The sequence below is a fragment of the Bradyrhizobium sp. CSA207 genome, assembly GCF_029051685.1.
GTDB lineage: Bacteria > Pseudomonadota > Alphaproteobacteria > Rhizobiales > Xanthobacteraceae > Bradyrhizobium.
The window spans coordinates 86,802-109,340 of record NZ_JAACFT010000014.1 but is presented as its reverse complement, the minus strand read 5'-3'; the positions used below and the strand labels follow the sequence as shown (position 1 = coordinate 109,340).

Sequence of the window (22,539 nt, the reverse complement as noted above, 5' to 3'; positions counted from 1 at the left end):
AAAATTCTGCAGCGCAGCTAATTGACGAGATAGGCCATAAGCCGACATAGACCCTACAAGGCTCACAGGGTTTGCACTCGCGGGTTCCTTGCGACGTCCACCGCGGTTTGTACGCCGGCTTATTTCTACGAAATCAGCTTCATGGATAAATTCCACAGCCGTTCGGCGTTCTCCGGATCGAGCGCATATCCAGCATACCCACCCGTGAAGTCGCTGGGCCGCTTTGTGACCTGCTGAGCCTCGTTGCAGTCCTCGAAATAGAGACCGCTGGTGCCCTCAAGAAGAGGTGATGCTGCCAGCAACACCGACGTGGAGGCCCCTTGCTCCAGCGTCTTACGCCGATCGGGAGGCGGCCACCCGTATACTTCTGCAGCCCCGTCGCTATTGCTCCCGGGTGGAGCGTATTCGAACGAATGCCGTTATCTGCCCAACGCTGGGTGATGCCGACGGCCAAGAGGGCGGCAGCAGTCTTGGACTGGCCGTAGGCGCCGATTGGCGTGTAGGGGACGAAGTCGAAATTCAGATCATCAAAAACAACCGGCGAGAACAGATGGCCGGTAGAGCTTACCGATACGACTCGGGCGCCGTTCGCTGCAGCAAGGGCTGTGTGCAAACCGATGGTGAGCGCGAAGTGTCCGAGGAAGTTGGTGCCGAACTGAAGTTCGAAGCCCTGCGGCGTCCTTTCGAGCTCCGGCACCGCCATGATGCCGGCGTTGTTGACCAGGATGTCGAGTGGGCCCTCCCAGGCATCGGTGAAAGCCTTGACGGACCTGAGATCCGACAGATCAAGGGGCATTATGTCGATGGCCTGGTTGCTCGTCGACCGGCGCAGTTCGGCGGCGACCGGTTCAGCGACGTCCACGCGCCGCACCGCCATCGTCACGGCGGCGCCTGCACCGGCCAAGGCACGCACAGTCGCAGCGCCGACACCCGCCGCGCCGCCAGTGACGATCGCTTTTCGTCCGGTCAGATCGACGCCCGCGATGACTTCCGCCGCCGTCGATTGGAATCCAAAGTGGGTGGTGAACCGTGCCATTGTTCCGATGTAGCAGTTTACGTGCGCCCCGTCCGGCGGCCTCGGGCCTTCTGATCGCCTCATCGATGGGCCTCATCGCGTGGCGATTATCCTGGACCGCGACAGTAACGCGGAACCTTTCCATTGAATGAGAGTGTCGTAGCTGGCACGCTCGTCCCACCGCGCCCGGTTCATTGTGCCGGTCTACTGTTCGAGAGCCCGGCGCCACACGCGCGGACTTACGCCAACCATCCCTGTGAAAGCCCGCGTGAGGTGGCTTTGGTCGCAGAAGCCGCAGGCCGCGGCCACATCAGATATCGACAGCTTCCCGTCGCGCAGCGTTTCCTTTGCCACCTCAATGCGGCGCTTCATGAGCCATCGGTGCGGCGCCATTCCTACGGATTGGCTAAACGCGCGCGAAAAATGGGCCTTGGAGAACCCGCATTCCCGAGCCAACTCCTCCACCGGCACACCACCCAGGTTGGCGTCGATCAGCTCCTTCGCGCGCCGCTCCTGCCATGGCGCAAGCCCACCCTGGACCGGCCGTGACATTGGCCGCATGCCTCCATAGGTCTGAGCGACATGCGCCACAACCGCCAGCAGAACGTGATCGACGAACAAGGGGTTGGCCTGGTCGGGATGTCTGAGGGCGGGCAGCAGCAAGCTCCCGAGGCTGGACATCATAACGTCGTTGACGCCCACACCGGGCTTATAGTTCAGATCGCGAATTCGCGGTGCGTTGGCCTCGTCAGCGATCGCGTCCAGCACCGCACGCGGCAGATAAACGACCAGAGAGTGATAGGGCTTGTCGAGGAGAGTGACAGGATCTCGCCTCAGGTCATGGAGTGACGTCTCGCCAGCCCGCAGATCGCACACTGACGCTCGTCGGCCATCCGACCAGTATTCGCGATGGGGAAAATCGCGGAGTTGCACGGAGACGAGGAACGCATCTTCCGGTCGAATCGGACCGCTCAATCCCGGCCGTGGATTATCGCATCGAACCTCGGTGACAGCCATATCAGCGTTGCGCAATGCTCGGGAAACGATCGCAGGCGCGTTTTCGACTCGCGCTCGCTCGCCAAGCCGGTGTCCATAAGCCTCGGTCATCATTCCATCCATCGGAAATTCTCCGCACTCCATCCGATCGCCAAGCTCGCGACGTAGCGTCTTGGCTCAAGCTCTTTCAATGTTGCATCCTCATGCTCATCGGCGCACCCGAAGGCATCATCATGTTCGTATTCATATCTGCCACGATCCACATCGTGCCGGCGATCACGACGATTACGATGAGAACGCCAAAGGCGAGCGCGAGTACGTTGTTGGTGCTTTCCGGCCCGCTGGTGATGTGCAGGAAAAACACCAGGTGAATGCCCATCTGGGCAATGGCGAGGACAGCGAGCCCGAGGAATACGCCGCCCGGCCAAAGCAGCGTCGTGTTTGCAGCCCAGAACGACGTGGCCGTGAGAAGAACCGCCACAAACAGGCCGATCGTGTAGACGAGAAGCTCGGAGGGAGCCGATGCGTGCATCTCGCGGCTCGGCCTGTCTCCTGGTGCGCGTTCGTGTCGAGCTTCGGTCATGAACTCACTCCCATCAGATAGACCACCGTGAATACCCCAACCCAGACGATGTCGAGCGCGTGCCAGAACAAGGAAAAGCAGAGCAGGCGATGCTGCACCCTCGCAGCGAATCCGAATACCGCCACCTGCACCATCATCACGACCAGCCAGATCAGTCCGAGCGCGACGTGCAGCCCGTGACATCCGACAAGCGTGAAGAATGCGGACAGAAAGGCGCTCCGCTGCGGCGCCGCACCGATAGCGATCATGCCCAGGAATTCGCGGATCTCGAGGCTAAGAAACATGGCTCCGAGTACCAAGGTGATTAGAGCCCCTAAATAGGTCCTGAGGTAGCGGCGCGAATTGATGGCCAAGGACATCAGTCCGCAGGTGTAGCTCGAAACGAGAAGGCAAGCCGTTTCAATCGCGACCGTAGTCTGATTGAACAACTGGGCGCCGGTCGGCCCGCCGGCTGTGGAGCGCACGAGGACCGCGTAGCTCGCGAACAGCGCGGCAAACATGATGATGTCACTCAGCAGGAAGATCCAGAAGCCATAGGCGACCACGATCCTCTTTGGAGCAGGTCCCGCCTCACTCGCACTTGGCAGTTCGTCTTGCGGAATCTGGTCAATTGCGACGGCGATATTCATGCTGCAACTCCTGCCTGGTGGGATCGTACGAACCGGGCGACCTCCTCGGCTGGCACCTCAATTTCGTTGTGGCGGCGGAATGAGAAGGCAAGCAACGTCATGAATGCGCCGAACACTCCGACGATGGCCAGCCACCAAATGTGCCAGATGAGCGCAAAGCCGATGACGACAGCGAAGAAGGCGGTAACAAAGCCGGTGGCGCTGTTCTTCGGCATTTCGACGGGCTCGTACTTGCGCGTCGGCGTCGGCTCGTCCTTTGTCGCTTGCGCGCGGCTCTTGCTGCTCCAGAACGCGTCCAGTCCGGCGACCTTGGGTTGGAACGCAAAGTTCCATGCCGGCGGCGGAGACGCTGTCGCCCATTCGAGCGTACGACCGTTCCACGGATCGCCGGTCACGTCGCGCAGCTCCTCGCGATTACGGATCGACACAACAAGTTGCACGACTTGGCAAACGACGCCGACCAGGATGATAGCGGTGCCGAAGGCCGCCGCTATCAACCACGGCTGCCAGGACAAATTGTCGTAATGTTGCATGCGCCGGGTCATGCCCATCAGGCCCAGCACGTAGAGCGGCATGAAGGCGACATAGAAGCCGACGAGCCAGCACCAGAACGAGGCTTTGCCCCAGCGTTCGTCGAGCTTGAACCCGAATGCCTTGGGGAACCAATAATTGTACCCCGCCATCACGCCAAACACGACGCCGCCGATGGCGACGTTGTGGAAGTGCGCGACCAGAAACACGCTGTTGTGCAGCTGGAAGTCGGCCGGAGGCACCGCCAGGAGCACGCCGGTCATGCCGCCGATGACGAAAGTCACCATGAAGCCAATCGACCACAGCACCGGCACCGAGAACCGAACCCGGCCGCCGTACATCGTGAACAGCCAGTTGAAGACTTTCGCGCCCGTCGGCAAAGCAATGATCATGCTCATGACGCCGAAGAAGCCGTTGACGTTTGCGCTGGCACCCATTGTGAAAAAGTGGTGCAGCCAGACAAGGAAGGAGAGGATACAGATGGTCATCGTCGCGGCCACCATCGAGCGATAGCCGAACAACGGCTTGCCGGAGAAGGTCGCCATCACTTCCGAGAATACGCCGAACGCCGGCAGGATCAGGATGTAGACTTCGGGGTGCCCCCATACCCAGAAGAGGTTGGAGTACAGCATCTGATTGCCCTGGCCTTCGAGCGAGAAGAAGTGAAAGCCGAGATAGCGATCGAGCGCCAGCATCGCGAGCGTCGCGGTCAGAACCGGAAAAGCCGCGACAATGAGCAGGTTAGCGGCAAGCGCGGTCCAGCAGAAGACCGGCATGCGCATATAGCTCATCCCTGGCGCGCGCAGTTTGAGGATTGTCGTGACGAAGTTGATGCCCGCCAGCAAGGTGCCGATACCGGAGATTTGCAGCGACCAAAGATAGTAGTCGACGCCGACGCCGGGCGAATATTGCATTTCGCTCAAGGGGGGATAACCCCACCAGGTGGCTTTTGAGAACTCGCCGACCGCCAGCGAAATGTTGACCAACAACGCGCCCGACGCAGTCAGCCAGAAGCTGACGGAGTTGAGCGTAGGGAATGCGACATCGCGAACACCAAGTTGCAACGGCACCGCGAAGTTCATGAGCCCCACCACGAACGGCATTGCCATGAACAAGATCATGATCGTGCCGTGGGCAGAGAAAATCTGATTGAAATGCTCGGGCGGCAGATAACCCTGTGCACCGCCGGCTGCGAGCGCCTGCTGCGAGCGGATCATGATTGCATCGCTGAAGCCGCGCAGCATCATGACGAGCGCCAGTATGCAATACATTGCGCCTATCCGCTTGTGGTCGACCGAGGTGAGCCATTCGTGCCACAGATAGAGCCAGGCTCCCTTCGCCGTGATGAATCCGAGAACAACCACCACGACGAGGACCATGAAGCCCGTTGCGCCCATGATGATCGGTTCATGGAGGGGAATCGCGTTCCAATCGAGCTTGCCAAGAAGATTCATCGCTCTGCCCTCTGCGAGGTTGAACAAATTGATAGAGAGGAGTCTTGCGCACCCATGTCAGCGTTTACGATGCTGCTGAACAGATCGGGGGCGACGGCGCGATAGGTGAACGGCGCGACCGCCTTGCTTGGCTTGACCAGGTCGGCGTAAGTCTGCTTATCGAGCGCCGAACCGGTTTCGCGGGCCTGGCGAACCCACTGTGCGAATCTATCGTCTGTCACTGCATCGACCGTGAAGCGCATGTCGGGAAAGCCGTCGCCGCTGAACATGGCAGATATCCCCGCATAGGTTCCGAGATGGTCCGCCTGCAGGTGGAGGCGCGTCGCCATACCGGACATGGTGTAGATCTGGCTCCCGAGCTGAGGCACGAAGAAGCTGTTCATGACGCTCGATGAAGTCAACTCGAAGCTGATCGGCGTGCCAACCGGCACGACCAGCTTGTTGACGCTCGCTAGCCCCTGCTCCGGATAGATGAACAGCCATTTCCAATCGAGTGAGACGACCTGAACGTTGACAGGCTTGACGGTTGAGCTAATCGGCTTGCCCGGATCAAGGTCGTGTGCGCCGATCCATGCGACGCCGCCGACCAGGAGCACCGTCATCGCGGGGATGGACCAGACCAGCAACTCCAGGCGTCCGGAATATGTGAAATCCGGCCGATAACGCGCACGCTCATTCGATGCACGAAACCAGAAGGCAAAGCCGAGTATCGCAAGGATTACCGGGATCACGATCGCCAGCATGATACCAAGCGCGTTGAACAGAATTTGCCGCTCCGCCAGCGCAATCGGCCCTTTCGGATCGAGCACGCCTTCCGTGCAACCACTGAGCGTCATGGCTCCGATAAGGAGGCCAGCCAATAAGCCGTATCGCATGTTAGACCTCGCTGAGGTTGATGGTGCGCCACGCGGTGCGGGCGGCTTCCGGCAGAAGCTCGCCATGCACCGAGATGCCGAGGCCAGCATGCGAGGCACGCATGAGCGGGGATGAATTGCCGCCACGATCGACCAAGAGCGCCGCGAACAGCACGAACAAGTAGGCGATGGAAAACACGAACAGCCTGTGAGCAGGGCGGCGATCAGGCCCAATGCTCCTGTTCAGTTGAACTGCGAGCAGAAGGAAAAGCGCTCCGCAGATGGCGGCGATCGCACCATACACCGTGCCTGCAAATCCGATCGCCCAGGGCAGCTCCGAGGCGAGAGCCAAAAGGCCGCTGTAGATCAGGATCTGGCGCGTTGTTGCAGCGCGTCCTGCGACAATCGGCAACATCGGCACGCCTGCACGGGCATAGTCATCGGCGCGGTTGAGCGCTAGCGCCCAGAAATGCGGCGGCGTCCAAAGATGATGAGGAGCAGCGTCAGCGGCTCCAACCCGATTTGTCCGGTTGCCGCGACCCACCCGACCACGGGCGGAAGCGCACCTGCGGCGCCGCCGATAACGATGTTATGTGGCGTCGTCCGCTTCAGCCACGCCGTGTACACGACGACATAAAAGAGAACCGTGCCGGCCAGCAATGCGGCTGCCATGAGGTTCGTCGCCAAGGCGAGAACCACCACAGCCAGACCGCCGAGAACGAGTCCAACGACAAGCGCCTCTAGCCGGGAGATCTTGCCGAGGGGAATTGGCCGCATCGCTGTGCGGCTCATGACCGCATCGATATCGGCGTCGTACCACATGTTGAGAACGCCGGCGGATCCAGCCCCGGCGGCGATGGCAAGAACCGCGGCAAGAGTGGTTAGCACATCTGGTCGAGTCGGAGCGATGCTCATTCCGACGAGCGCGGTGAAGACGGCAAGCATCATCACCCGCGGCTTCGTCAGTGCGGCGAAGTCGGATGCACGGCGATGACCAGCTTGCGGACGAGCCAAATGAGGCGACGATGCAAAGCGTCCGCGTCTCTCCTCAAGCTGGGCAGCGATGGATTTGACGCTCATCTCCCTGCTCCGTGTTCTCTCACGAGTGTTCCCTCACGTGTTCGGTTCGAATGGTCGTCAATGCGTGCAGGCAATATGCATTCGCGCCCTCGGCGGCGATTGAACGCGGCTGCTCGATTGGGGCCAATCATGCTCAAAATTGCCTGCTGACGAATTCCGGCCTGACGACACGCGTTGCGATGGCACGATTCAGGACAATCTGAGCACGTTTCAACAAGCGTCCTGCGCCGGCTTTTTCTAAATCAGATCATCGTTCGGATACGCGCAGCGCGCGGCTTGGAGGACTATCGATGAAGATGTCGTTGCTCTGGATGATTGCAACTGTCTGCCTCATGGCGCCAGCGTCCGCCGCGCAGGCGCGGTCCGCCTATGACGGCTCCTGGGATCTCGTCTTCGTGACGCAAAGGGGCGAATGCGATCCCAGCTACAACTTCACCGTCAATATTTCCGACGGCATCGTGACCCACCCCAATCTGGTGAAATTCAGAGGATACGTCGCGAAATCCGGTTCGGTTCGAGCGTCAGTGACGGTTCACGAGAAATTCGCGTCCGGCACCGGCAGGCTTACAGCGACCACCGGCGGCGGGAGATGGAGCGGTCACACGGGAAGTGCGCGATGCTCTGGCTACTGGACCGCACAGCGCAATTGACCAATCCGAAAAAGGACACACCGTATCCCGCGCCGCCGGCCCGCGAGGCGGCATTGGAGATGACCGCGCTGGCAGCCACGCTTCTGTTTGCTCACGGTCAGACCACGGAACGAACGGTTGTCGCCGCCGAGCGCCTCGCGCGCGTACTCGGCGTGGCGGTGAAGGTGCTGCCATATTGGGGCGAGCTCATTGTCAAGGTCGACAGCGCGCCCGTCTCACACATCGTTCCCGCCAAGCCACTCGGTGTCGACATGGGCAGGGTTCTTGCGGTCTCGAGCGTGATTGAACAGGTCTGCCATGGCAAACTGCCGGTCGAGGCTGCCCAATCCGCACTCGAGTCGGCCGGCCGTCTGCCACCGTCCTCAACGCCACGCTTCATCTTGTTCGCAGCCGTCGGCGCGGCGTCGCTTGGCGTCATATTCGGTACGCTCGATACGACAAGCCTTCTGCTGATCGCAGCGAGCGCCGCCATCGGTGCGCTCGCCCGCCGCTGGTTGTCCGGTTTCAGCCATAACCCGCTCATCCAGCCGCTTTGTGGCGCGCTTATCGCCGGAGTCGTGGCTGCTGCTGCCAGCCGTATCCAACTATCGGTTGCATCACCGCTGGTCGCTTTCTGTCCCTGTATGGTGCTGGTCCCCGGTCCGCATATTCTCAACGGTGCAATCGACCTTGCTCGTACGCGTATCGCGCTGGGAATTGCGCGCCTGGCCTATGCCGGCGTCATCGTGCTCTTGATCTGCGCTGGCGGCCTGTTTGGGTTCACCGCCGCCGGCGGAAACCTCGCGATAGCCGGATCGTCTCCGCCTGTTCCCCTGATCATCGACGTGATTGCGGCAGGATGCGCCGTCGCCTCCTTCGGCACGTTCTTCTCGATGCCGTCGCGCCTGCTAATGTTCCCAATCGCGGTCGGCATGCTGGCGCATGCGGCCCGCTGGGCGCTGATCTATCTCGCCGGGGGAAGTGCTCCGATGGGGGCGCTCGCCGCCTGCATGCTCGTCAGCATCCTCACGGCGCCGGTCGTCGATCGCCTGCATCTGCCCTTCGCGGCTGTCGCCTTCTCCGCCGTCGTCTCGTTGATGCCGGGCTTCTTCCTGTTCAATGCCGCGACGGGCCTTGTCGAATTGGTCTCAATCGGTCCGGACGCGCCGGCGGCTCTGCTGACCGGTATCGTCGCGAGCGGTACCACGGCATTTCTGATCATCATGGCCATGGCCTTCGGGTTGATCCTCCCCCGCATGCTGTACGAACGCCTCTCGCCCTCCGCCGTATGATGGGGCACGGCCGTTCAATGCGCCGCAGCGCCATCCAAGAACAGTCCGCACCTCCCCTGCATTATCCTGTCGGGCCGGCTGGCCCCCAAGAGTCGGTGCACCCATGACGACAGTTTTGACCAAATCGTTCCCGCAGGAAAAGCCGCCATCAACACAAGCGGCGCGAGGCAAAAAGCGCGTCCTGATCGTCGGCGGTGGCTTTGCCGGTATCGCTGCGGCACGGGCACTGAAGCGAGCCGATGTCGACATCACGCTGATCGACCGGCGCAATCATCACATCTTTCAGCCGCTGCTGTACCAGGTCGCCACCGCTGATCTGGCGCCATCCGAGATCGCGGCGCCGATCCGGCAGCTCGAGGCGAAACAGAAGAATCTCAGCGTGTTGCTGGCCGAGGTCAGGGGCATCAATCTCGGGGCTCGCACGGTCGAGGCCATTTGCCCGGAGATTGGCAATCGAAAACTCGACTACGACTTCCTGGTGATCGCGACCGGAATGCACCCGAGCTATTTCGGTCATGACGAGTTCGCGCGGTTCGCGCCGGGCCTCAAGAGCCTGAACGACGCCGAAACGATCAGGACCAAAATCCTGAGTGCGTTTGAATTGGCGGAATCGACCGATGACGAGCAGGAACGCGCGCGCCAGACAACTTTCGTTCTGGTGGGTGCTGGCCCGACCGGCGTCGAGCTTGCCGCTTCGATCGCTCAACTGGTCTCGGTGACCCTGCGCAACAATTTCCGCAAGATCGACCCGGCCAAGAGCCGAATTGTCCTGCTGGACGGCGGCACCCGCATTCTGCCGACCTTTGCGGAATCGCTATCGCGAAAGGCGGCCAAGCGACTTACGAAACTCGGCGTCGAGGTGTCGACGGGCGTGAAGGTCGAGAAGGTCGACGATCAGGGCGTGATCGCGGCCGGCGTCCGCATTCCCAGCGCCACCGTACTGTGGACAGCAGGCGTCAGCGCCTCGCCGGTCGTGAAAATGCTCGGGACGCAGACGGACCGCGCCGGGCGCGCATTCGTCGGCGCCTTCATGGACATCGCCGAGGCGCCTAACGTGTTTGTCGCGGGAGATGCTGCCACGATGACCCAGGATGGGCATCCCGTCCCCGGCGTGGCGCAGGCAGCCATTCAACAGGGACGATTTGTCGGGCGCGTCATCGCCAACCGTGTCAAGGGACGCAAGGACGGTCGACCGTTTCGGTACCGCAACAAAGGCAATATGGCGGTGGTCGGCAAGAATTTTGCGATCCTCGAGGCCGGACGTTTGCGCAGCAGCGGCTTTCTGACTTGGGTGGTGTGGGCCGCACTACATGTGCTCGCACTGCCGCAGCTTCAGAACCGGTTCCGCGTTCAAACGCAATGGTTCTGGTCTTATCTGTCCGGGCAACGGAGCTCACGGCTGATTTCCGAAGGGCCGCGGTCGTCTGGGTCATAGTCATAGTTAGGCTGAGTAATTATTGCCGCTGGACCTGGTTGGGGACTGCATCTGTGGACGCTTCCATTATCTCCGGGCTCGCCGCCCTCATGGGAGCGGCTGTCGGTGGCTTGACGAGCGGGCTTGCAAATTGGTTGAACCATCGAAGTCAGCTCCGCGCCCAGTGGCTGCTTCACGAAAAGAGCCGCCGGCAGATCCTCTACGCGGAATTCATCGAGGATGCCTCCAAGTGCTATATAGATGCGCTCCAGCACGGTGAAGGCGACATTCCAGGTCTGATCGGTCTTTACGCCAAGTTGAGCAGGATGCGCGCCGTGTCTTCAGCGCCGGTGGTCCAGCGTGCCGACGAAGTCGCCCGAAAAATCCTCGATACCTACTTGGAGCCGGATAAGAGCTTCGTCGAGCTGCGCGAAATGGCCATCGACGGCACGATCGATCTGTTGCAAGGCTTCAGCGCTGCGTGCCACCACGAATTTGATGAGATGTGGGCTGGACAATTTTGACCCCTGTCAGCCCGGAGCAGGTCACTCCGCCGCCAACGGCGATCGAGCGAATGGCAGCTCCAGTCTCCGCCAAACGTCGATCAACGCATCGAGGAGCTGGTCTATTAACGCCTGACCATGGAAAGGCGTCGGCGTTATCCGAAGCCGCTCGGTTCCTTTCGGCACCGTCGGATAGTTGATCGGCTGGATATAGATCCCATGGTCGCGCAGCAGCAAGTCACTGGCCTGCTTGCAAAGGCCGGCGTCGCAGACCATCAACGGCACGATATGTGTGCTTGTCGGCATGACCGGCAGCCTCGCTGCGCTCATAACCTGCTTCAGGCGTGCCGCGCTCGCCTGCTGCAGCCGGCGTTCCTGGTCGGACGTCTTGAGATGCCGGATCGCCGCAGTCGCGGCAGAGCAAATCGGAGGGGGAAGAGCGGTAGTAAAGATAAAGCCGGGCGCGTAGCAACGAACCGCGTCGATCAGATTGCTGCTCCCCGCGATATAACCACCAAGACATCCGAACGCCTTGGCAAGAGTTCCCTCGATCACGTCGATCCGATGCATCGTGCCGTCGCGCGCCGCAATACCGGCTCCGCGCGCGCCGTACATCCCGACAGCGTGCACCTCGTCACAATAGGTCATAGCGCCGTAGCGGGTGGCCAGATCGCAAATCTGCCCGACCGGCGCAAGGTCGCCATCCATGGAATACAGGCTTTCGAAGACAATTAGCTTGGGCCTTGCGGGCTCTGCTGCAAGCAGCCGCTCAAGATCGGCAACGTCGTTGTGCTGCCAGATCTTTCTGTCAACGCCCGACTGCCTGATACCCTCAATAATTGAGTTGTGGTTCAATTCATCCGACAGAATAAGACAGTCGCCAATGAGCCTAGCGATCGTCGAAATTCCGGCCTGATTCGACACATAGCCGGAGGTAAACACCAAACCCGCCGCCTTGCTGTGTAGGTCGGCAAGCTCGCGCTCAAGCTCGACCAGCGGTGAATTGGTGCCCGCGATGTTGCGCGTGCCACCGGCACCGGTTCCGGTGCGCGACGCGGTCTCGGACATGGCGCTGATCACATCCGGATGCTGGCTCATGCCCAAATAATCGTTCGAACACCAGATCACAATCTCTCGCGGACCGCGCGGGGAATTCCAGACAGCGTACGGACAGCGCCCTGCGATGCGTTCGATTTCGATGAAGATGCGGTAGCGCTGCTCGTCGCGCAACCGCGTCAAGGCCTTCGCAAAGACATCGTCATAGATCATGTTGGGCGGTCTTCTACGGGAATGCTGTCGACCCTGGCGTTGAGCTCTGCACGGCCAATGGCGCGATGAGCGGGCCTGCAGGCCGTGAGCTTCGGTTAACTGGGGCTGCCTCGACCTATGCCGCAGGTTGCTTTGTGTTCGGAATGGCGCCGCCCGCACGCAAGCCGTCGATCTCAGAAGCGCTAAATCCGAGCTGCCGGAGAACCTCCTCGTTGTGTTCTCCAATCTTTGGGGCGCGCTTCGCGGGTACTTTGGCGACCCCGTGCACTTGAAGCGGGCTGCTGATTGTGGACGTCAGCTTGCCGCCGGCACCGTTGAGCGGAACGATGATGTCGTTCGCCCGGAGCTGGGGATCATTGATCACCTCTTGTGGTCCACGTACCGCTCCGAACGTCACGTGGACGCCGTTGAACACCTCGTACCAATGTGACATCGGCTCGGAACAGAAGGTCTGGTCGAGAATCGCCGTGAGTTCCGTCATGTTCGCCATTAGCTTGGCCGGGTCGGAGAACCGCGGATCAGTCAGGAGATCGGGTCGGCCGATCGCCTTCGCCACGGCCTCCACCTTGTCGGGCGTGATGATGAGAACGAACCAGGTATCATCCTTGGCGCGATACACGTTCATGGCCGCATTTGCGGGGTGCATACGATCATGTAGCCCGAAGAATTTCGCGTCGCAGAGCGCTGCCTGGATCGAGACGCTGGCGGACCACACGCCCTCGGCAAGCAGCGAGGTTGTGACATGCGCCCCCTCCCCCGTGCGCTCGCGACGATACAGAGCGGTGACGATCGCCGAATAGAGCCCGACGGCGGTGGCGTTGTCGCCGCTGCCGGCCACCGGCCAGGTCGGCGCCGCACCGGCATCGCGGGTCATCGACAGCAATCCGCTGCGGGCCCAGTACGACGTGATATCAAAGCCGGGAAGATTCGCATCCGGCCCCTTGTCGCCGAAGCCCGTGATGTCGGCATAGATCAGTCGCGGATTCCACCCCGACACATCTTCATACTCAAGCTTCAATTTCTTGCGCGCCGGATGCGGGGTGTTAACGATGAGAACGTCGGCCCATTTGACCAGCTTCTCGAGAACCTCATGCGCGCCCGGCGATTTCAGATCGAGCGCCATGCCGCGTTTGTTGCGATTGGCCAGGTGCCAGGGATAAGCGTCGTCAGCGACCGGCTGCGGCGGGAGATGGTTCGCATGCCGCCACAGCTCGCCACTCGGCGGCTCGACCTTGATCACGTCGGCGCCGAAATCGGACAAGATCACGGCCGCGCTGGGACCCGCGATGAAGCTCGCGAGGTCCACCACCTTCAGTCCGGAGAAAATGTTGTCGTTTGCCATGGGTGTCCTTTCCAGATCCTCGTAGAGGTCGGCCTTGCTTCAGCGTCCGCGAAACTGCGGCGCACGTTTCTCGAGGAAGGCGGCGGTGCCTTCCTTCTTGTCTTCGGTGGCGGCGCAAATGCCGAAGAAAGAGGCTTCCAGTGCAAGGCCTTCACCCTGGCTCGTCTCCATCCCCTTGTTGGCGGCTTCCAGCGAGAACTTCACCGCGATCGGCGCGTTGGCCATGATCTGCTTCAGGACCGTCTCGGCGCGATCGATCAGGCTGGCGGCGGCAACGACCTCGTTGACGAGGCCGATGCGATAGGCTTCCTGCGCGGAAATCGTCTCGCCCGTGAGGATCAGCTGCAACGCACGCCCCTTTCCCACCAGGCGCGGCAGGCGTTGCGTTCCGCCACCTCCGGGCAACAGGCCCAGCTTGACCTCGGGTTGCCCGAATTTGGCGTGCTCGGCTGCGATCCTGATGGTGCAGGCCATCGCGGTCTCGCAGCCGCCGCCGAGGGCAAAGCCGTTGATCGCCGCGATCACCGGCTTGCCGAGATTCTCGATCAGGTCCAACACACCCTGCCCGAACCGGCTAGATTCTTCGGCATCGTAGGCGTCGACATGTGCGAGTTCACTGATGTCGGCGCCGGCGATGAACGCCTTGTCGCCCGCACCGGTGAGGATCACGCCGCGCACGGAGGCGTCAGCCTTTACGTCCTCGAACGCGGCGTGCAAATCAGTCCAGGTCGGCGTATTGAGCGCGTTGAGCACTTTCGGCCGATTGACCGTGACGTAGGCAATCAGCCCCTTTTTCTCGTAGAGGACGTTCGCAAGGGCCAGCGCCGCTCTGGGTGCTGAGCCTGGTGCTGTTGCAGGCGAAGGGGTGAAAGGTGCACTTCCCGAAACCATGGTCGTGTCTCCTGGGTAGGGCAGCCGGCGCTGCTGCGCCGGCCCCGCTGAATGGTCAGAGGAAAGCGCCGTGACCGGTGATGGCCTTGCCGACGATCAGATTCTGCATCTGATAGGTGCCTTCGTAGGAGTAGAGCGCCTCGGCATCGGCAAAAAAGCGCGCGACGTTGTAGTCGGCGACGATACCGTTGCCGCCCAGCACCTCGCGGCCCCAGGAGACCGTCTCGCGCGATTTCGAGGTGCAGAATGCCTTCGCCAGTGCCGCGTGGTGGTCGCCAAGCTTGCCTTCGTCATCGAGCTGCGCCAGGCGGAGCATCAGACACTGGCACGCGGTCAGATTGCCGAGCATCTTGGCGAGCAGGTCCTGGATCATCTGGAACGAGGCGATCGGCTTGCCGAATTGCAGTCGCTCCTGGGCGTATTTGAGGGTGGCTTCATATGCGCCCATCTGGATGCCGGTCGACGCCCAGCCCACCATGTATCGCGTCATCCGCAGCACGCGCGCGGTATCGCGGAACGAATTGCCGCCCTGGAGACGGTTCGCTTCAGGCACCCACACATCCTTCAGCGTGATCTGGCCGTTTTGCACCACCTTGAGCGCGATCTTGTGCTCGATCTTCTCGACGCTGAAGCCGGGCGTCGACTTGTTTTCGACGATGAAGCCCTTGACCTGATTGTCGGCGAGATCGCGTGCCCAGATGATGGAGAGGTCGCACCACGGCGCATTGCCGATCCACCGCTTCTGCCCGTTGAGAACCCAGGTATCGCCTTCGCGCTTGGCCGTCGTGGTCAGACCGCCGCTCGTTCCGGAACCGACCAGCGGCTCGGTGAGGCCAAAGCAGCCGATCTTCTCCCAGCGCGCCATCGCCGGCAGCCATTTCTGCTTCTGCTCCTCGGAGCCATCGAGATAGATTGAGCCCATGGCGAGGCCGCTGTGCACGCCGAAGAACGTGCAGAACGAGGCGTCGGTGCGCGCCAGCTCCATGGCGACGAAGCCGAACAGCTTCTGGCTCCCGCCCGCGCAGCCGTAACCCTCAAAGCCGAGCCCGCCGAGGCCGAGCTCCTTGAACGATGGCAGCAGCTCAAAGGGAAACGCGTCGTCCGACCAGTACTTGTTGATGACCGGCTGAACCTTGGTCTCCATGTAGGTCCGCACCTTCTTGACGAGCGCTCTCTCGTCGGCGGTGAGAAGGTCAACCAGCTGATAGAAGTCGCCATCGGGCGCAAGCGCGGGCTTCGGCGCGGCGGTCTTGTTTGCAGGGGTTGCGGTGGGCATTTGGAATCTCTCCTCGCTGCGGCTCGGAAGCCTGAAAAAGTGAAGGACCGGTTTGAGTGTGATTGATCTCGTCGCTGCCGCCGATTTTGTTAGCTCGGCTTGGCGGCTTTCTTGCGTAGCTCGATCAGGCCGAGCAGAACTTCGTCGCGCTCCGCCTCCAACTGCGCGATGGTGCGCGATCCGGCCTCGGCATGGACGCTGTCGATCAGCTTCTTCTGCACGTCCGGCGTCAGCACCGGCGAACCGAGAGTCTTCCACCAGGCCGTCATCGGGCCGGTGAACTGCTGGAAGAAGTGCTCGATGCCGCCCGGACCGCCGCCGAGATGGTTGAGCATCATGCTACCCATGACGCCCCAGCGCAGGCCTGGCCCCCAGCTCAGGGCGGTGTCGACATCGGCGGCGCTCACCACACCCTCGGCGACTAGGTAATAAACCTCGCGGCTCAGCGCGGCCTGTAGACGGTTGGCAACATGCCCCGGCATTTCCTTGTTGAGACGCACCGTCCGTTGTCCGATCGACGTATAAAATTCCTCTGCGCGACGGATCGTGGCTTCGGAGGTCTTTGCGCCGCCGACGATCTCCGTCAGCGGAATCAAATGGGGCGGATTGAACGGATGGGCGATGACGCAGCGCTCGGGATGGGACACAGCCCCCTTCTGGATCTCGCTCATGGTGAGCCCCGACGAGCTCGATGCGATGATCACGTCGGGCGGCAGCAGCTCGTCGAGCTGGCCATAGAGCTTCTGCTTGAATTCGATCCGCTCGGGCCCGTTCTCCTGGACGAGGTCGGCGCCGTCGAGTGCCTGCGCGACGTCGGGTGTGAACTTGAGGTTTGACTGCGACGCTCCGGGCGACAGGCCCAATCGCGTGAGCGCCGGCCAGGCCGTCTCGACAAACTTCCTCAGCGCGGCTTCTGCGTTCGGCGCGATATCGGTCGCGACGACCTGAAGTCCCTTGGCGAGAAACAGCGAGCTCCAGCTCGCGCCGATCACGCCGGTGCCGATGATGGCGATGCGGCGAATGGGCTTGGCGTCGGTCATGTCGTTCTCTCCAATGCGTTGGTTAGACTTCGGCATAGGCAATGCCGGTGAGATTGCCCTGGGCGTAGAGGAAGTTGCGCTCGCCGGACCCATCGAGCCGCGCGGAATAGACCGAACCGGCAAAATCGGTCACGAACATGCGATCGTTCGGGACGTCGAGCGCGATACCGATCCCCTCCATGAGATGGGTCACCACGATCTCGGACTCGGCGGGCTTGTTGTCGATCGAAGCCCGATTCACCGTGTTGCCGCGCGGAGGGTCACCGCGGTCGGTCCAGTAGAGAATCCGATTCGTGTGGTCGATCTCCAGATCGATCGGCTCCGGCAGACCGTCATAGAAGATCTCGATATCGGATCTTGTGGCTGCGGTCTCGCCAGCGGGTATTTCGACATTGGCGCGGAAGATGCGGCCGAGCCCGGCATTGTCGGGGCCCTTTTGCGTCCAGTAGATGCGTCCGAATTTCGGATCGATCGCGAGCCCAACGCACCATCGGGTCTGGTCCTTGCGATCGGCTTCGCTGTGCCCCGCCTCGATGAGCGTCTCCAGCTGCGAGCCATCGAGGTTACAGCGCATGAGGCGCATGCCCTCGCGGTCGCACCAATAGAGCTTGCCGCCTTTCTTATCGAGGATGATCTGCTTCGGCGTGTGGGTGTGTCCCTGCGGGACGATTGTCTTGCGGTTCTTGCCGTCGATGTCGGCGCGCTCGATGGACCCGTCGTTCAGGCTCGGGATGCCCATGTTGGTCCAGTAGATATGGCCAGCCTCGACATCCACGACGATGCCGTCCGGAAGGTGGCAGCCGGCCACGATGGTCGTGCGTTCTGAGCCATCCGTGTTCATGACGTGAATGCAACCAGCATTCAGCTCGAGAACGAAGAGACGAGGGACTGAGGGGTTTGATTTCGTGACGGCTTTTGGCATGTCGCACCTGCATCCTGGCCCGACCGCGAACCGGGTCAGGTGACGCGACTATGACGGGACCGCCGTCCGTCATCTTGGACAGGAATGTCGCCGCTGGAATGGGTCTGCTGCTCGATCCCCTGCGCCCCTCAGGACCACGGGACGACCAACGATGCGAGAGCAGCAGCTTTCGACAAGTAAGGAATCAAATGTCCAAGCACGGGCAACGGACAGGCTACATGGTCGGTTTTGACTCAAAAAAAATCAGCGCCTCGCGATAGCGACTGGGCCTGGCAACCGAATAAAGTGGGCCATCCGGTCACGAGAAAGGGGGTCAGGCATGGAAGTGCCGAGCTCGGACAAGGACATTCAAAACACACCCGACGAGCCGGCTAACGGACAGGCGAAAACCACGCGCAATGCGACGCGTACTCCTTCCATCATCGTCGGGGTCGTTGCGGCTGCCGTCGTCGCGCTTTCCGCCTTCTATCTCTTGCGACCGGAACCATTGCTCGTTCAGGGCGAAGTCGATGCAACGCGGCTCGATATCGCCGCGCGTGTCGACGGACGGGTCGGCAAAATCCCCGTCGAACGCGGCCAGAACGTTGCTGCGGGCGCGGTGCTAGTTCAGATCGACAATCCAGAAACCCTGGCCAAGCACGAGCAGATGGAGGCGGCCAAGGCCGTCGCGGACGCCCAGCTTGCCAACGTGCTCGTCGGAACGCGGGTGGAGGTGATCGCGGCACGGAAGGCGGAAATGGAGCGGGCGCAGGCGGCGCTTGTGCTGACGCAGAAGACGTTCGACCGCACGCACACATTGACCGAGCAAGGCAACGCGCCGCAGGCCCGCCTCGACCAGGCCACCGATGCGCTGCACGAAAGCGAGCGCGCGGTCGACCAGGCCAAATCGGCCTATGAACAAGCGGTCAACGGCTACACCAAGGAGGAGCGGGCCATCGCCGGGACCAACGTAGAGAAGGCCAGTGCCGACATCCAGAGCGTCCAGTCGATCATCGATCAGCTCGTGGTCTATGCGCCCATCGCTTCGCAAGTCTACCAGCGCAATGTGGAGCCTGGCGAATATGTGTCGCCGGGCGTCCCGCTCGTCACCTTGATCAACCTCGCCGACCTCTGGGTGCATTTCGATCTTCGCGAGGATCTCGTCAAAGGCCTCAAGGTCGGCGATCGTTTCAATGTCCGCATTCCCGCCCTCGGCGACCGCTCGGTGACAGTCGAGGTCAAGCTCATTGCGACCAAGGGCGAATATGCAAGCTGGCGGGCCACGCGCGCCTCCGGCGATTTCGACCTGCGGACGTTTTCGATCCGCGCCTATCCGGTGCAACCGGTGCCCGAGCTACGACCGGGAATGAGCGCCTATCTGGATTGGCGGTCACGGCCATGAGGCCGGCGCCAAAGCCCGGATTTCTGCTGGTCGCACGGCGCGAGTGCCGCTGGCTGTTTCATGATCGCGTGGCGCTGCTCCTGATCTTCGGCGTGCCGCTGTTCGCCTTCGTGGTCCTCACGACGGTGTTCAGCCATCCAGTCATTCGCGGGCTCGGGGTGACAGTCGTTGACGAGGACAAGTCGGACGCCTCGCGGGCCCTGGTGGAATACATTGCGGCGTCGCCAAGCCTGAAGATCGTCGACCGCTCCGGCACGCTGTCCACGGCGGTGCAGGACATACGCTCCGGAAAGTCGATCTCGGCCGTCTACATCCCGCCGGATTTCGAGCGCGACCTGAAGGCCGCGCGCCGCCCGCAGATCGTCGGATTTTACAACCAGCAATTTTTGACCCCCTCCGGCATCGCATCCTCGGGTCTGAGCGATTCACTTTCCGCCGCGGCAGCCGTGGCCGCTCCCGCCAGTCGCGCGGCACCTGCGCCAGCGTCCCTGGGCGCGCTCAAGGCGGAGACCATGGCGCTCGTCAATCCGCAGAAGAACTACGCGCAGTTCCTGCTGCGCGCGCTGCTGCCGACTATCATCCATGTGGTGATTACCCTTGCCGCCGGCTATTCTGTCGGCTCCGAATTCCGCCGCCGCGACGCGCGGGCCTGGCTCGAAAGCGCCGGCGGCGATCCGCTTGTCGCGCTGGCCGGCAAGCTCGCGCCGCTGTTCTGCATCTTCATTTTGATCATGCTGGCCGAGCCACTGTTCCTGGAGGGCGTGCTGGAGGTTCCCTTCAAGGGCGACTTGCCGTTGATGATCGCTGCGGCCTCGCTGCTGATCATCGCCTATCTGTCGCTCGGCGCCCTGCTCCAGCTTCTGGTCGGCAATCTCGCCACCGGACTCGGGCTTGCGGGCCTGATCGCCTCACCTGCATTCGGCTATGCCGGCGTCGGCTTTCCGACCATCGGCATGAATGCCTTTGCGCAGACATGGAGCGCGATCCTGCCGCTTCGCTGGTACATGGCCGTCCTGCTGGGACAAGCCGCGCGGGGATTGCCGGTCGCAGATTCCGCTGTTCCCTTTGCGGCGCTTGCGGGCCTGGCGTTGCTCTTTGTCGGCCTGGCGTGGATGCGCATGGCGAACGTCACCCGCATGGGCTGGTTTGCGACAGCGCGGCCTGCCGAGCCATCCGAGGCCATCTCCACACCGCGCGGCGTCGGCGGCGCCTTCGTGGCGGAGTGGCGGCGCGTGCTGGGAACGCGGGGCGCCTTCGCTCTGCTGTTTCTCGCTCCCCTCGTCTACGGCATCTACTATCCGCAGCCCTATCTGAACCAGATCCTTCGCAAGCTTCCGATTGCGGTCGTCGATAACGATCTCAGCGATCTCAGCCGGCAGATCGTCGAGACGCTGGATGCGAGCGGCGCATTGAGCGTGACGGTTCGCGCCCGAACGCTCGCCGAGGCGCGCAGCGCGATCGATCGCGGGCAGGCCTTTGCCGCCGTCGAGATTCCGCCCGACACCGAACGCGACGTGCTCAAAGGCATCACCGCCCACATACCCGTCTATGCGGACGCAACCTATCTGTTCATCTTCAGATCGAGCGCCAGCGGTGTCGCCACCGCCATCGGAACCTTGACGTCCGCACTCGCTTCGCGCGGCGCGCGCCCGGATGGCAGCCTCGTCAAGGCGAAGCTCGCGACGTCGAGCCCGGCTGACGTGTTGCTGCAGCCGATCTTCAACCCGGTGGGCGGCTATGCGAGCTACGTCGTTCCGGCGGCGTTCATCCTGATCCTGCAGCAGACCCTGCTGATCGGCGCGGCCATGCTGACCGGCACCGCGCTGGCGAGCGGAGGCGCAGCCTTTGCCGGCGTGCTCGGCCGCGGCATCGCGCATCTGACCGTCTACCTTCCTGCGCTCGCGCTCTACGTTATCGTGCTGCCCCGCATCTACGGTTTTTCGGCACTCGGCCATCTTCCGCAGATCCTTGCGCTCGCGAGTGTCTTTCTGCTGGCAACCAGCTTCATGGGTCAGGCCGTCGGGTCCTGGTTCAGACGACCGGAGAACGCAACCATCCTGCTGCTGGCGACGAGCCTGCCGCAGTTCTTCATGGCCGGCTTCGCGTGGCCGCGCGAAGCGATTCCGGACGTGGCCCTTGCGTTCGGCCGGCTATTCCCGGCCGACTCCGCGATCGACGGCCTCGTGCGCATCAACCAGCTCGGCGCCGGCATCTGGGAGGTTGCGCATGACTGGCTTGCATTGTGGTGCCTCGTGCTTGGCTACTTCGCGCTCGCGGTGATCTCGGCTTTTGCCGTCAAGCGGAGACAGGGACATGCCCAACCTTAGACCGGCCGCCTTCGTCGCGATTCCGCTCGCGCTGGTCGCGGCGGGGGCGCTGCTCTACGTCATACGCCAGTCGGCACCGCCGGCAGCCATCGTCGGCGTCGTGCGCGCGACCGAGATCAGGGTCGAGCCGGAGGTCAACGGCCAGTTGGTCTCGATCGCGGTCGAGAAGGGTGCCTCTGTGAAGGCCGGCGACGTCGTGGCGCGGCTCTCGGCGGTGGAGTTGACGGCGCAGGCGGACCAGGCGCGTGCGGCACTCGCGTCCGCCGTCGCAAGCCGCAACAACGTCTATGCCGGCGTCCGCCGCGAGCAGGTCGCCTCGCTGAAAGCCGCGATCGCCAAGGCCAGCGCCCGCCTCGAGTTCGTGCAGGCCCAACTCACCAGGACGAGCACGCTGGCGCGCCAGAGCTTCGAATCCCAGCAGTCGCTCGACCAGGCCGAGAACGACGTTGCAAGCGCGCGTGCCGACGTGGCCGAGGCCCAGGCCAATTTCGATGCGGCCGTGGCGGGCCCGACCCGGGAAGAGCGCGCGATCGCCGACGCGCAGGTGCAGGCCGCGGCCTCCGCGGTCACCGTGCTCGAGCGCCGCCTCGACAAGATGGTGTTGCGCGCGCCGGCCGACGGCGTGGTTAGCGTCATCGCCGCCGAGGTCGGCGAAAATGTTCGCGCCGGCCAGCCGATCCTGATGGTCGAGGCCGCGGGCAGGCAATGGCTCTCATTCAACGTGCGTGAGGACCATCTCGATCGTCTCGCGATGGGAGAAACAGCGAACGTGATGCGGAACGGCGCCAATAGCGCGACCAAGGCGGTCATCACCGAGCTTCGGCCGCTCGGCGTGTTTGCCACCTGGCAAGCCGAGCGGGTGATTGGCGATCATGACCGCAATACGCTGCGCTTGCGCCTCGACCCCAAGGGAGAGTCGACAGACCTTGAGCCGGGCATGAGTGTGTGGATCGGGAAGTAGCACCGAGCATCGAAATCCGCTTTCAGACCGCAGATGCAACATCACGGTCTCGCAGGTTTGCATCCAGAAAAAACTCGTTTTCAAGGATTCGTTCTTAGACCGACTTTGCGGCAAAACCGATAGGAAGCAGTGATCGTTGCATAGACGGCC

Annotated in this window: 21 protein-coding genes; 7 read left to right on the top strand and 14 right to left on the bottom strand. The window is 62.2% G+C overall.

Annotation, left to right across the window (positions count from 1 at the left end; translation table 11 throughout):
• Positions 1-139 precede the first annotated feature (139 nt).
• The 8 genes from GWG65_RS17665 to GWG65_RS17635 all read right to left on the bottom strand — a co-directional run bounded on the left by GWG65_RS17665 (position 140) and on the right by GWG65_RS17635 (position 7,142).
• Positions 140-1,036 carry an SDR family NAD(P)-dependent oxidoreductase gene (locus GWG65_RS17665; RefSeq protein WP_342760652.1) on the bottom strand — a complete coding sequence of 299 codons (897 nt, stop codon included), beginning with the start codon at positions 1,034-1,036 and terminating at the stop codon, positions 140-142.
• Positions 1,037-1,219: 183 nt separating this feature from the next.
• A complete protein-coding gene (locus GWG65_RS17660) occupies positions 1,220-2,122 on the bottom strand; it encodes an AraC family transcriptional regulator (protein WP_275196823.1) in 903 nt (300 codons plus the stop codon).
• Positions 2,123-2,198: 76 nt separating this feature from the next.
• Entirely contained in the window at positions 2,199-2,594 is a 396-nt protein-coding gene (gene cyoD / locus GWG65_RS17655) for a cytochrome o ubiquinol oxidase subunit IV (RefSeq protein WP_275196822.1), read from the bottom strand.
• Positions 2,591-3,223: a cytochrome o ubiquinol oxidase subunit III gene (gene cyoC / locus GWG65_RS17650; RefSeq protein ID WP_275196821.1), complete on the bottom strand. Its 633-nt coding sequence runs from the start codon at positions 3,221-3,223 to the stop codon at positions 2,591-2,593. Before cyoC ends, cyoD begins: the two co-directional genes overlap by 4 nt.
• Entirely contained in the window at positions 3,220-5,208 is a 1,989-nt protein-coding gene (gene cyoB / locus GWG65_RS17645) for a cytochrome o ubiquinol oxidase subunit I (protein WP_275196820.1), read from the bottom strand. Before cyoB ends, cyoC begins: the two co-directional genes overlap by 4 nt.
• Positions 5,205-6,083 (bottom strand): ubiquinol oxidase subunit II, encoded by an 879-nt coding sequence (cyoA, locus tag GWG65_RS17640; RefSeq protein WP_275196819.1) that lies wholly within the window; start codon positions 6,081-6,083, stop codon positions 5,205-5,207. The genes cyoB and cyoA overlap by 4 nt, the downstream gene beginning before the upstream one ends.
• A 1-nt stretch (position 6,084) precedes the next feature.
• Complete coding sequence (locus tag GWG65_RS40450; protein ID WP_342760651.1) at positions 6,085-6,606, bottom strand: UbiA family prenyltransferase; 522 nt, start codon at positions 6,604-6,606, stop codon at positions 6,085-6,087.
• Positions 6,519-7,142, bottom strand: coding sequence for a UbiA family prenyltransferase (locus GWG65_RS17635; RefSeq protein WP_342760650.1), 624 nt, complete (start codon positions 7,140-7,142; stop codon positions 6,519-6,521). Before GWG65_RS17635 ends, GWG65_RS40450 begins: the two co-directional genes overlap by 88 nt.
• A gap of 290 nt (positions 7,143-7,432) precedes the next feature.
• Between GWG65_RS17635 and GWG65_RS17630 the strand changes: the two genes are divergently transcribed.
• The 4 genes from GWG65_RS17630 to GWG65_RS17615 all read left to right on the top strand — a co-directional run bounded on the left by GWG65_RS17630 (position 7,433) and on the right by GWG65_RS17615 (position 11,001).
• The gene (locus tag GWG65_RS17630; RefSeq protein WP_275196818.1) at positions 7,433-7,792 is read left to right on the top strand and encodes a hypothetical protein; all 360 of its coding nucleotides are present in this window, start codon (positions 7,433-7,435) and stop codon (positions 7,790-7,792) included.
• The gene (locus tag GWG65_RS17625; RefSeq protein ID WP_275196817.1) at positions 7,759-9,063 is read left to right on the top strand and encodes a threonine/serine exporter family protein; all 1,305 of its coding nucleotides are present in this window, start codon (positions 7,759-7,761) and stop codon (positions 9,061-9,063) included. Before GWG65_RS17630 ends, GWG65_RS17625 begins: the two co-directional genes overlap by 34 nt.
• A 103-nt stretch (positions 9,064-9,166) precedes the next feature.
• The gene (locus GWG65_RS17620) at positions 9,167-10,498 is read left to right on the top strand and encodes an NAD(P)/FAD-dependent oxidoreductase (protein WP_275196816.1); all 1,332 of its coding nucleotides are present in this window, start codon (positions 9,167-9,169) and stop codon (positions 10,496-10,498) included.
• 53 nt (positions 10,499-10,551) lie between these two features.
• The gene (locus GWG65_RS17615) at positions 10,552-11,001 is read left to right on the top strand and encodes a hypothetical protein (protein WP_210250728.1); all 450 of its coding nucleotides are present in this window, start codon (positions 10,552-10,554) and stop codon (positions 10,999-11,001) included.
• 21 nt (positions 11,002-11,022) lie between these two features.
• Here GWG65_RS17615 and hemA read toward each other — a convergent pair whose 3' ends face one another.
• The 6 genes from hemA to GWG65_RS17585 all read right to left on the bottom strand — a co-directional run bounded on the left by hemA (position 11,023) and on the right by GWG65_RS17585 (position 17,639).
• Positions 11,023-12,249, bottom strand: a complete 1,227-nt coding sequence (hemA, locus tag GWG65_RS17610; protein ID WP_275196815.1) for a 5-aminolevulinate synthase — start codon at positions 12,247-12,249, stop codon at positions 11,023-11,025.
• A gap of 115 nt (positions 12,250-12,364) precedes the next feature.
• Positions 12,365-13,591 (bottom strand): CoA transferase, encoded by a 1,227-nt coding sequence (locus GWG65_RS17605; protein WP_275196814.1) that lies wholly within the window; start codon positions 13,589-13,591, stop codon positions 12,365-12,367.
• Positions 13,592-13,630: 39 nt separating this feature from the next.
• Complete coding sequence (locus GWG65_RS17600; protein ID WP_275196813.1) at positions 13,631-14,482, bottom strand: enoyl-CoA hydratase-related protein; 852 nt, start codon at positions 14,480-14,482, stop codon at positions 13,631-13,633.
• 55 nt (positions 14,483-14,537) lie between these two features.
• The gene (locus tag GWG65_RS17595; protein ID WP_275196812.1) at positions 14,538-15,758 is read right to left on the bottom strand and encodes an acyl-CoA dehydrogenase family protein; all 1,221 of its coding nucleotides are present in this window, start codon (positions 15,756-15,758) and stop codon (positions 14,538-14,540) included.
• Positions 15,759-15,847: 89 nt separating this feature from the next.
• Positions 15,848-16,798: a 3-hydroxyacyl-CoA dehydrogenase NAD-binding domain-containing protein gene (locus GWG65_RS17590; RefSeq protein ID WP_275196811.1), complete on the bottom strand. Its 951-nt coding sequence runs from the start codon at positions 16,796-16,798 to the stop codon at positions 15,848-15,850.
• A gap of 22 nt (positions 16,799-16,820) precedes the next feature.
• Entirely contained in the window at positions 16,821-17,639 is an 819-nt protein-coding gene (locus GWG65_RS17585) for a 3-hydroxyacyl-CoA dehydrogenase (protein ID WP_342760649.1), read from the bottom strand.
• Positions 17,640-18,039: 400 nt separating this feature from the next.
• On the opposite strand from GWG65_RS17585, the gene GWG65_RS17580 reads away from it, so the two are divergent.
• From GWG65_RS17580 to GWG65_RS17570, 3 genes are read left to right on the top strand one after another with little or no spacing between them, the layout of a single operon-like run.
• On the top strand, positions 18,040-19,101 hold the full coding sequence (locus GWG65_RS17580) for an efflux RND transporter periplasmic adaptor subunit (protein WP_275196809.1): 1,062 nt from the start codon (positions 18,040-18,042) through the stop codon (positions 19,099-19,101).
• Positions 19,098-21,428: an ABC transporter permease gene (locus tag GWG65_RS17575; protein ID WP_275196808.1), complete on the top strand. Its 2,331-nt coding sequence runs from the start codon at positions 19,098-19,100 to the stop codon at positions 21,426-21,428. Before GWG65_RS17580 ends, GWG65_RS17575 begins: the two co-directional genes overlap by 4 nt.
• Positions 21,415-22,389 (top strand): HlyD family efflux transporter periplasmic adaptor subunit, encoded by a 975-nt coding sequence (locus GWG65_RS17570; RefSeq protein WP_275196807.1) that lies wholly within the window; start codon positions 21,415-21,417, stop codon positions 22,387-22,389. The genes GWG65_RS17575 and GWG65_RS17570 overlap by 14 nt, the downstream gene beginning before the upstream one ends.
• Positions 22,390-22,539: the final 150 nt, after the last annotated feature.

Excerpts from the sequence above, each read along its gene's own strand:
- GWG65_RS17665 (WP_342760652.1), bottom strand. The coding sequence starts at position 1,036 with ATGGCACGGTTCACCACCCACTTTGGATTCCAATCGACGGCGGCGGAA.
- GWG65_RS17660 (WP_275196823.1), bottom strand. The coding sequence starts at position 2,122 with ATGACCGAGGCTTATGGACACCGGCTTGGCGAGCGAGCGCGAGTCGAA.
- cyoD (WP_275196822.1), bottom strand. The coding sequence starts at position 2,594 with ATGACCGAAGCTCGACACGAACGCGCACCAGGAGACAGGCCGAGCCGC.
- cyoC (WP_275196821.1), bottom strand. The coding sequence starts at position 3,223 with ATGAATATCGCCGTCGCAATTGACCAGATTCCGCAAGACGAACTGCCA.
- cyoB (WP_275196820.1), bottom strand. The coding sequence starts at position 5,208 with ATGAATCTTCTTGGCAAGCTCGATTGGAACGCGATTCCCCTCCATGAA.
- cyoA (WP_275196819.1), bottom strand. The coding sequence starts at position 6,083 with ATGCGATACGGCTTATTGGCTGGCCTCCTTATCGGAGCCATGACGCTC.
- GWG65_RS17635 (WP_342760650.1), bottom strand. The coding sequence starts at position 7,142 with ATGAGCGTCAAATCCATCGCTGCCCAGCTTGAGGAGAGACGCGGACGC.
- GWG65_RS17630 (WP_275196818.1), top strand. The coding sequence starts at position 7,433 with ATGAAGATGTCGTTGCTCTGGATGATTGCAACTGTCTGCCTCATGGCG.
- GWG65_RS17625 (WP_275196817.1), top strand. The coding sequence starts at position 7,759 with ATGCTCTGGCTACTGGACCGCACAGCGCAATTGACCAATCCGAAAAAG.
- GWG65_RS17620 (WP_275196816.1), top strand. The coding sequence starts at position 9,167 with ATGACGACAGTTTTGACCAAATCGTTCCCGCAGGAAAAGCCGCCATCA.
- hemA (WP_275196815.1), bottom strand. The coding sequence starts at position 12,249 with ATGATCTATGACGATGTCTTTGCGAAGGCCTTGACGCGGTTGCGCGAC.
- GWG65_RS17605 (WP_275196814.1), bottom strand. The coding sequence starts at position 13,591 with ATGGCAAACGACAACATTTTCTCCGGACTGAAGGTGGTGGACCTCGCG.
- GWG65_RS17600 (WP_275196813.1), bottom strand. The coding sequence starts at position 14,482 with ATGGTTTCGGGAAGTGCACCTTTCACCCCTTCGCCTGCAACAGCACCA.
- GWG65_RS17595 (WP_275196812.1), bottom strand. The coding sequence starts at position 15,758 with ATGCCCACCGCAACCCCTGCAAACAAGACCGCCGCGCCGAAGCCCGCG.
- GWG65_RS17590 (WP_275196811.1), bottom strand. The coding sequence starts at position 16,798 with ATGACCGACGCCAAGCCCATTCGCCGCATCGCCATCATCGGCACCGGC.
- GWG65_RS17585 (WP_342760649.1), bottom strand. The coding sequence starts at position 17,639 with ATGAACACGGATGGCTCAGAACGCACGACCATCGTGGCCGGCTGCCAC.
- GWG65_RS17580 (WP_275196809.1), top strand. The coding sequence starts at position 18,040 with ATGGAAGTGCCGAGCTCGGACAAGGACATTCAAAACACACCCGACGAG.
- GWG65_RS17575 (WP_275196808.1), top strand. The coding sequence starts at position 19,098 with ATGAGGCCGGCGCCAAAGCCCGGATTTCTGCTGGTCGCACGGCGCGAG.
- GWG65_RS17570 (WP_275196807.1), top strand. The coding sequence starts at position 21,415 with ATGCCCAACCTTAGACCGGCCGCCTTCGTCGCGATTCCGCTCGCGCTG.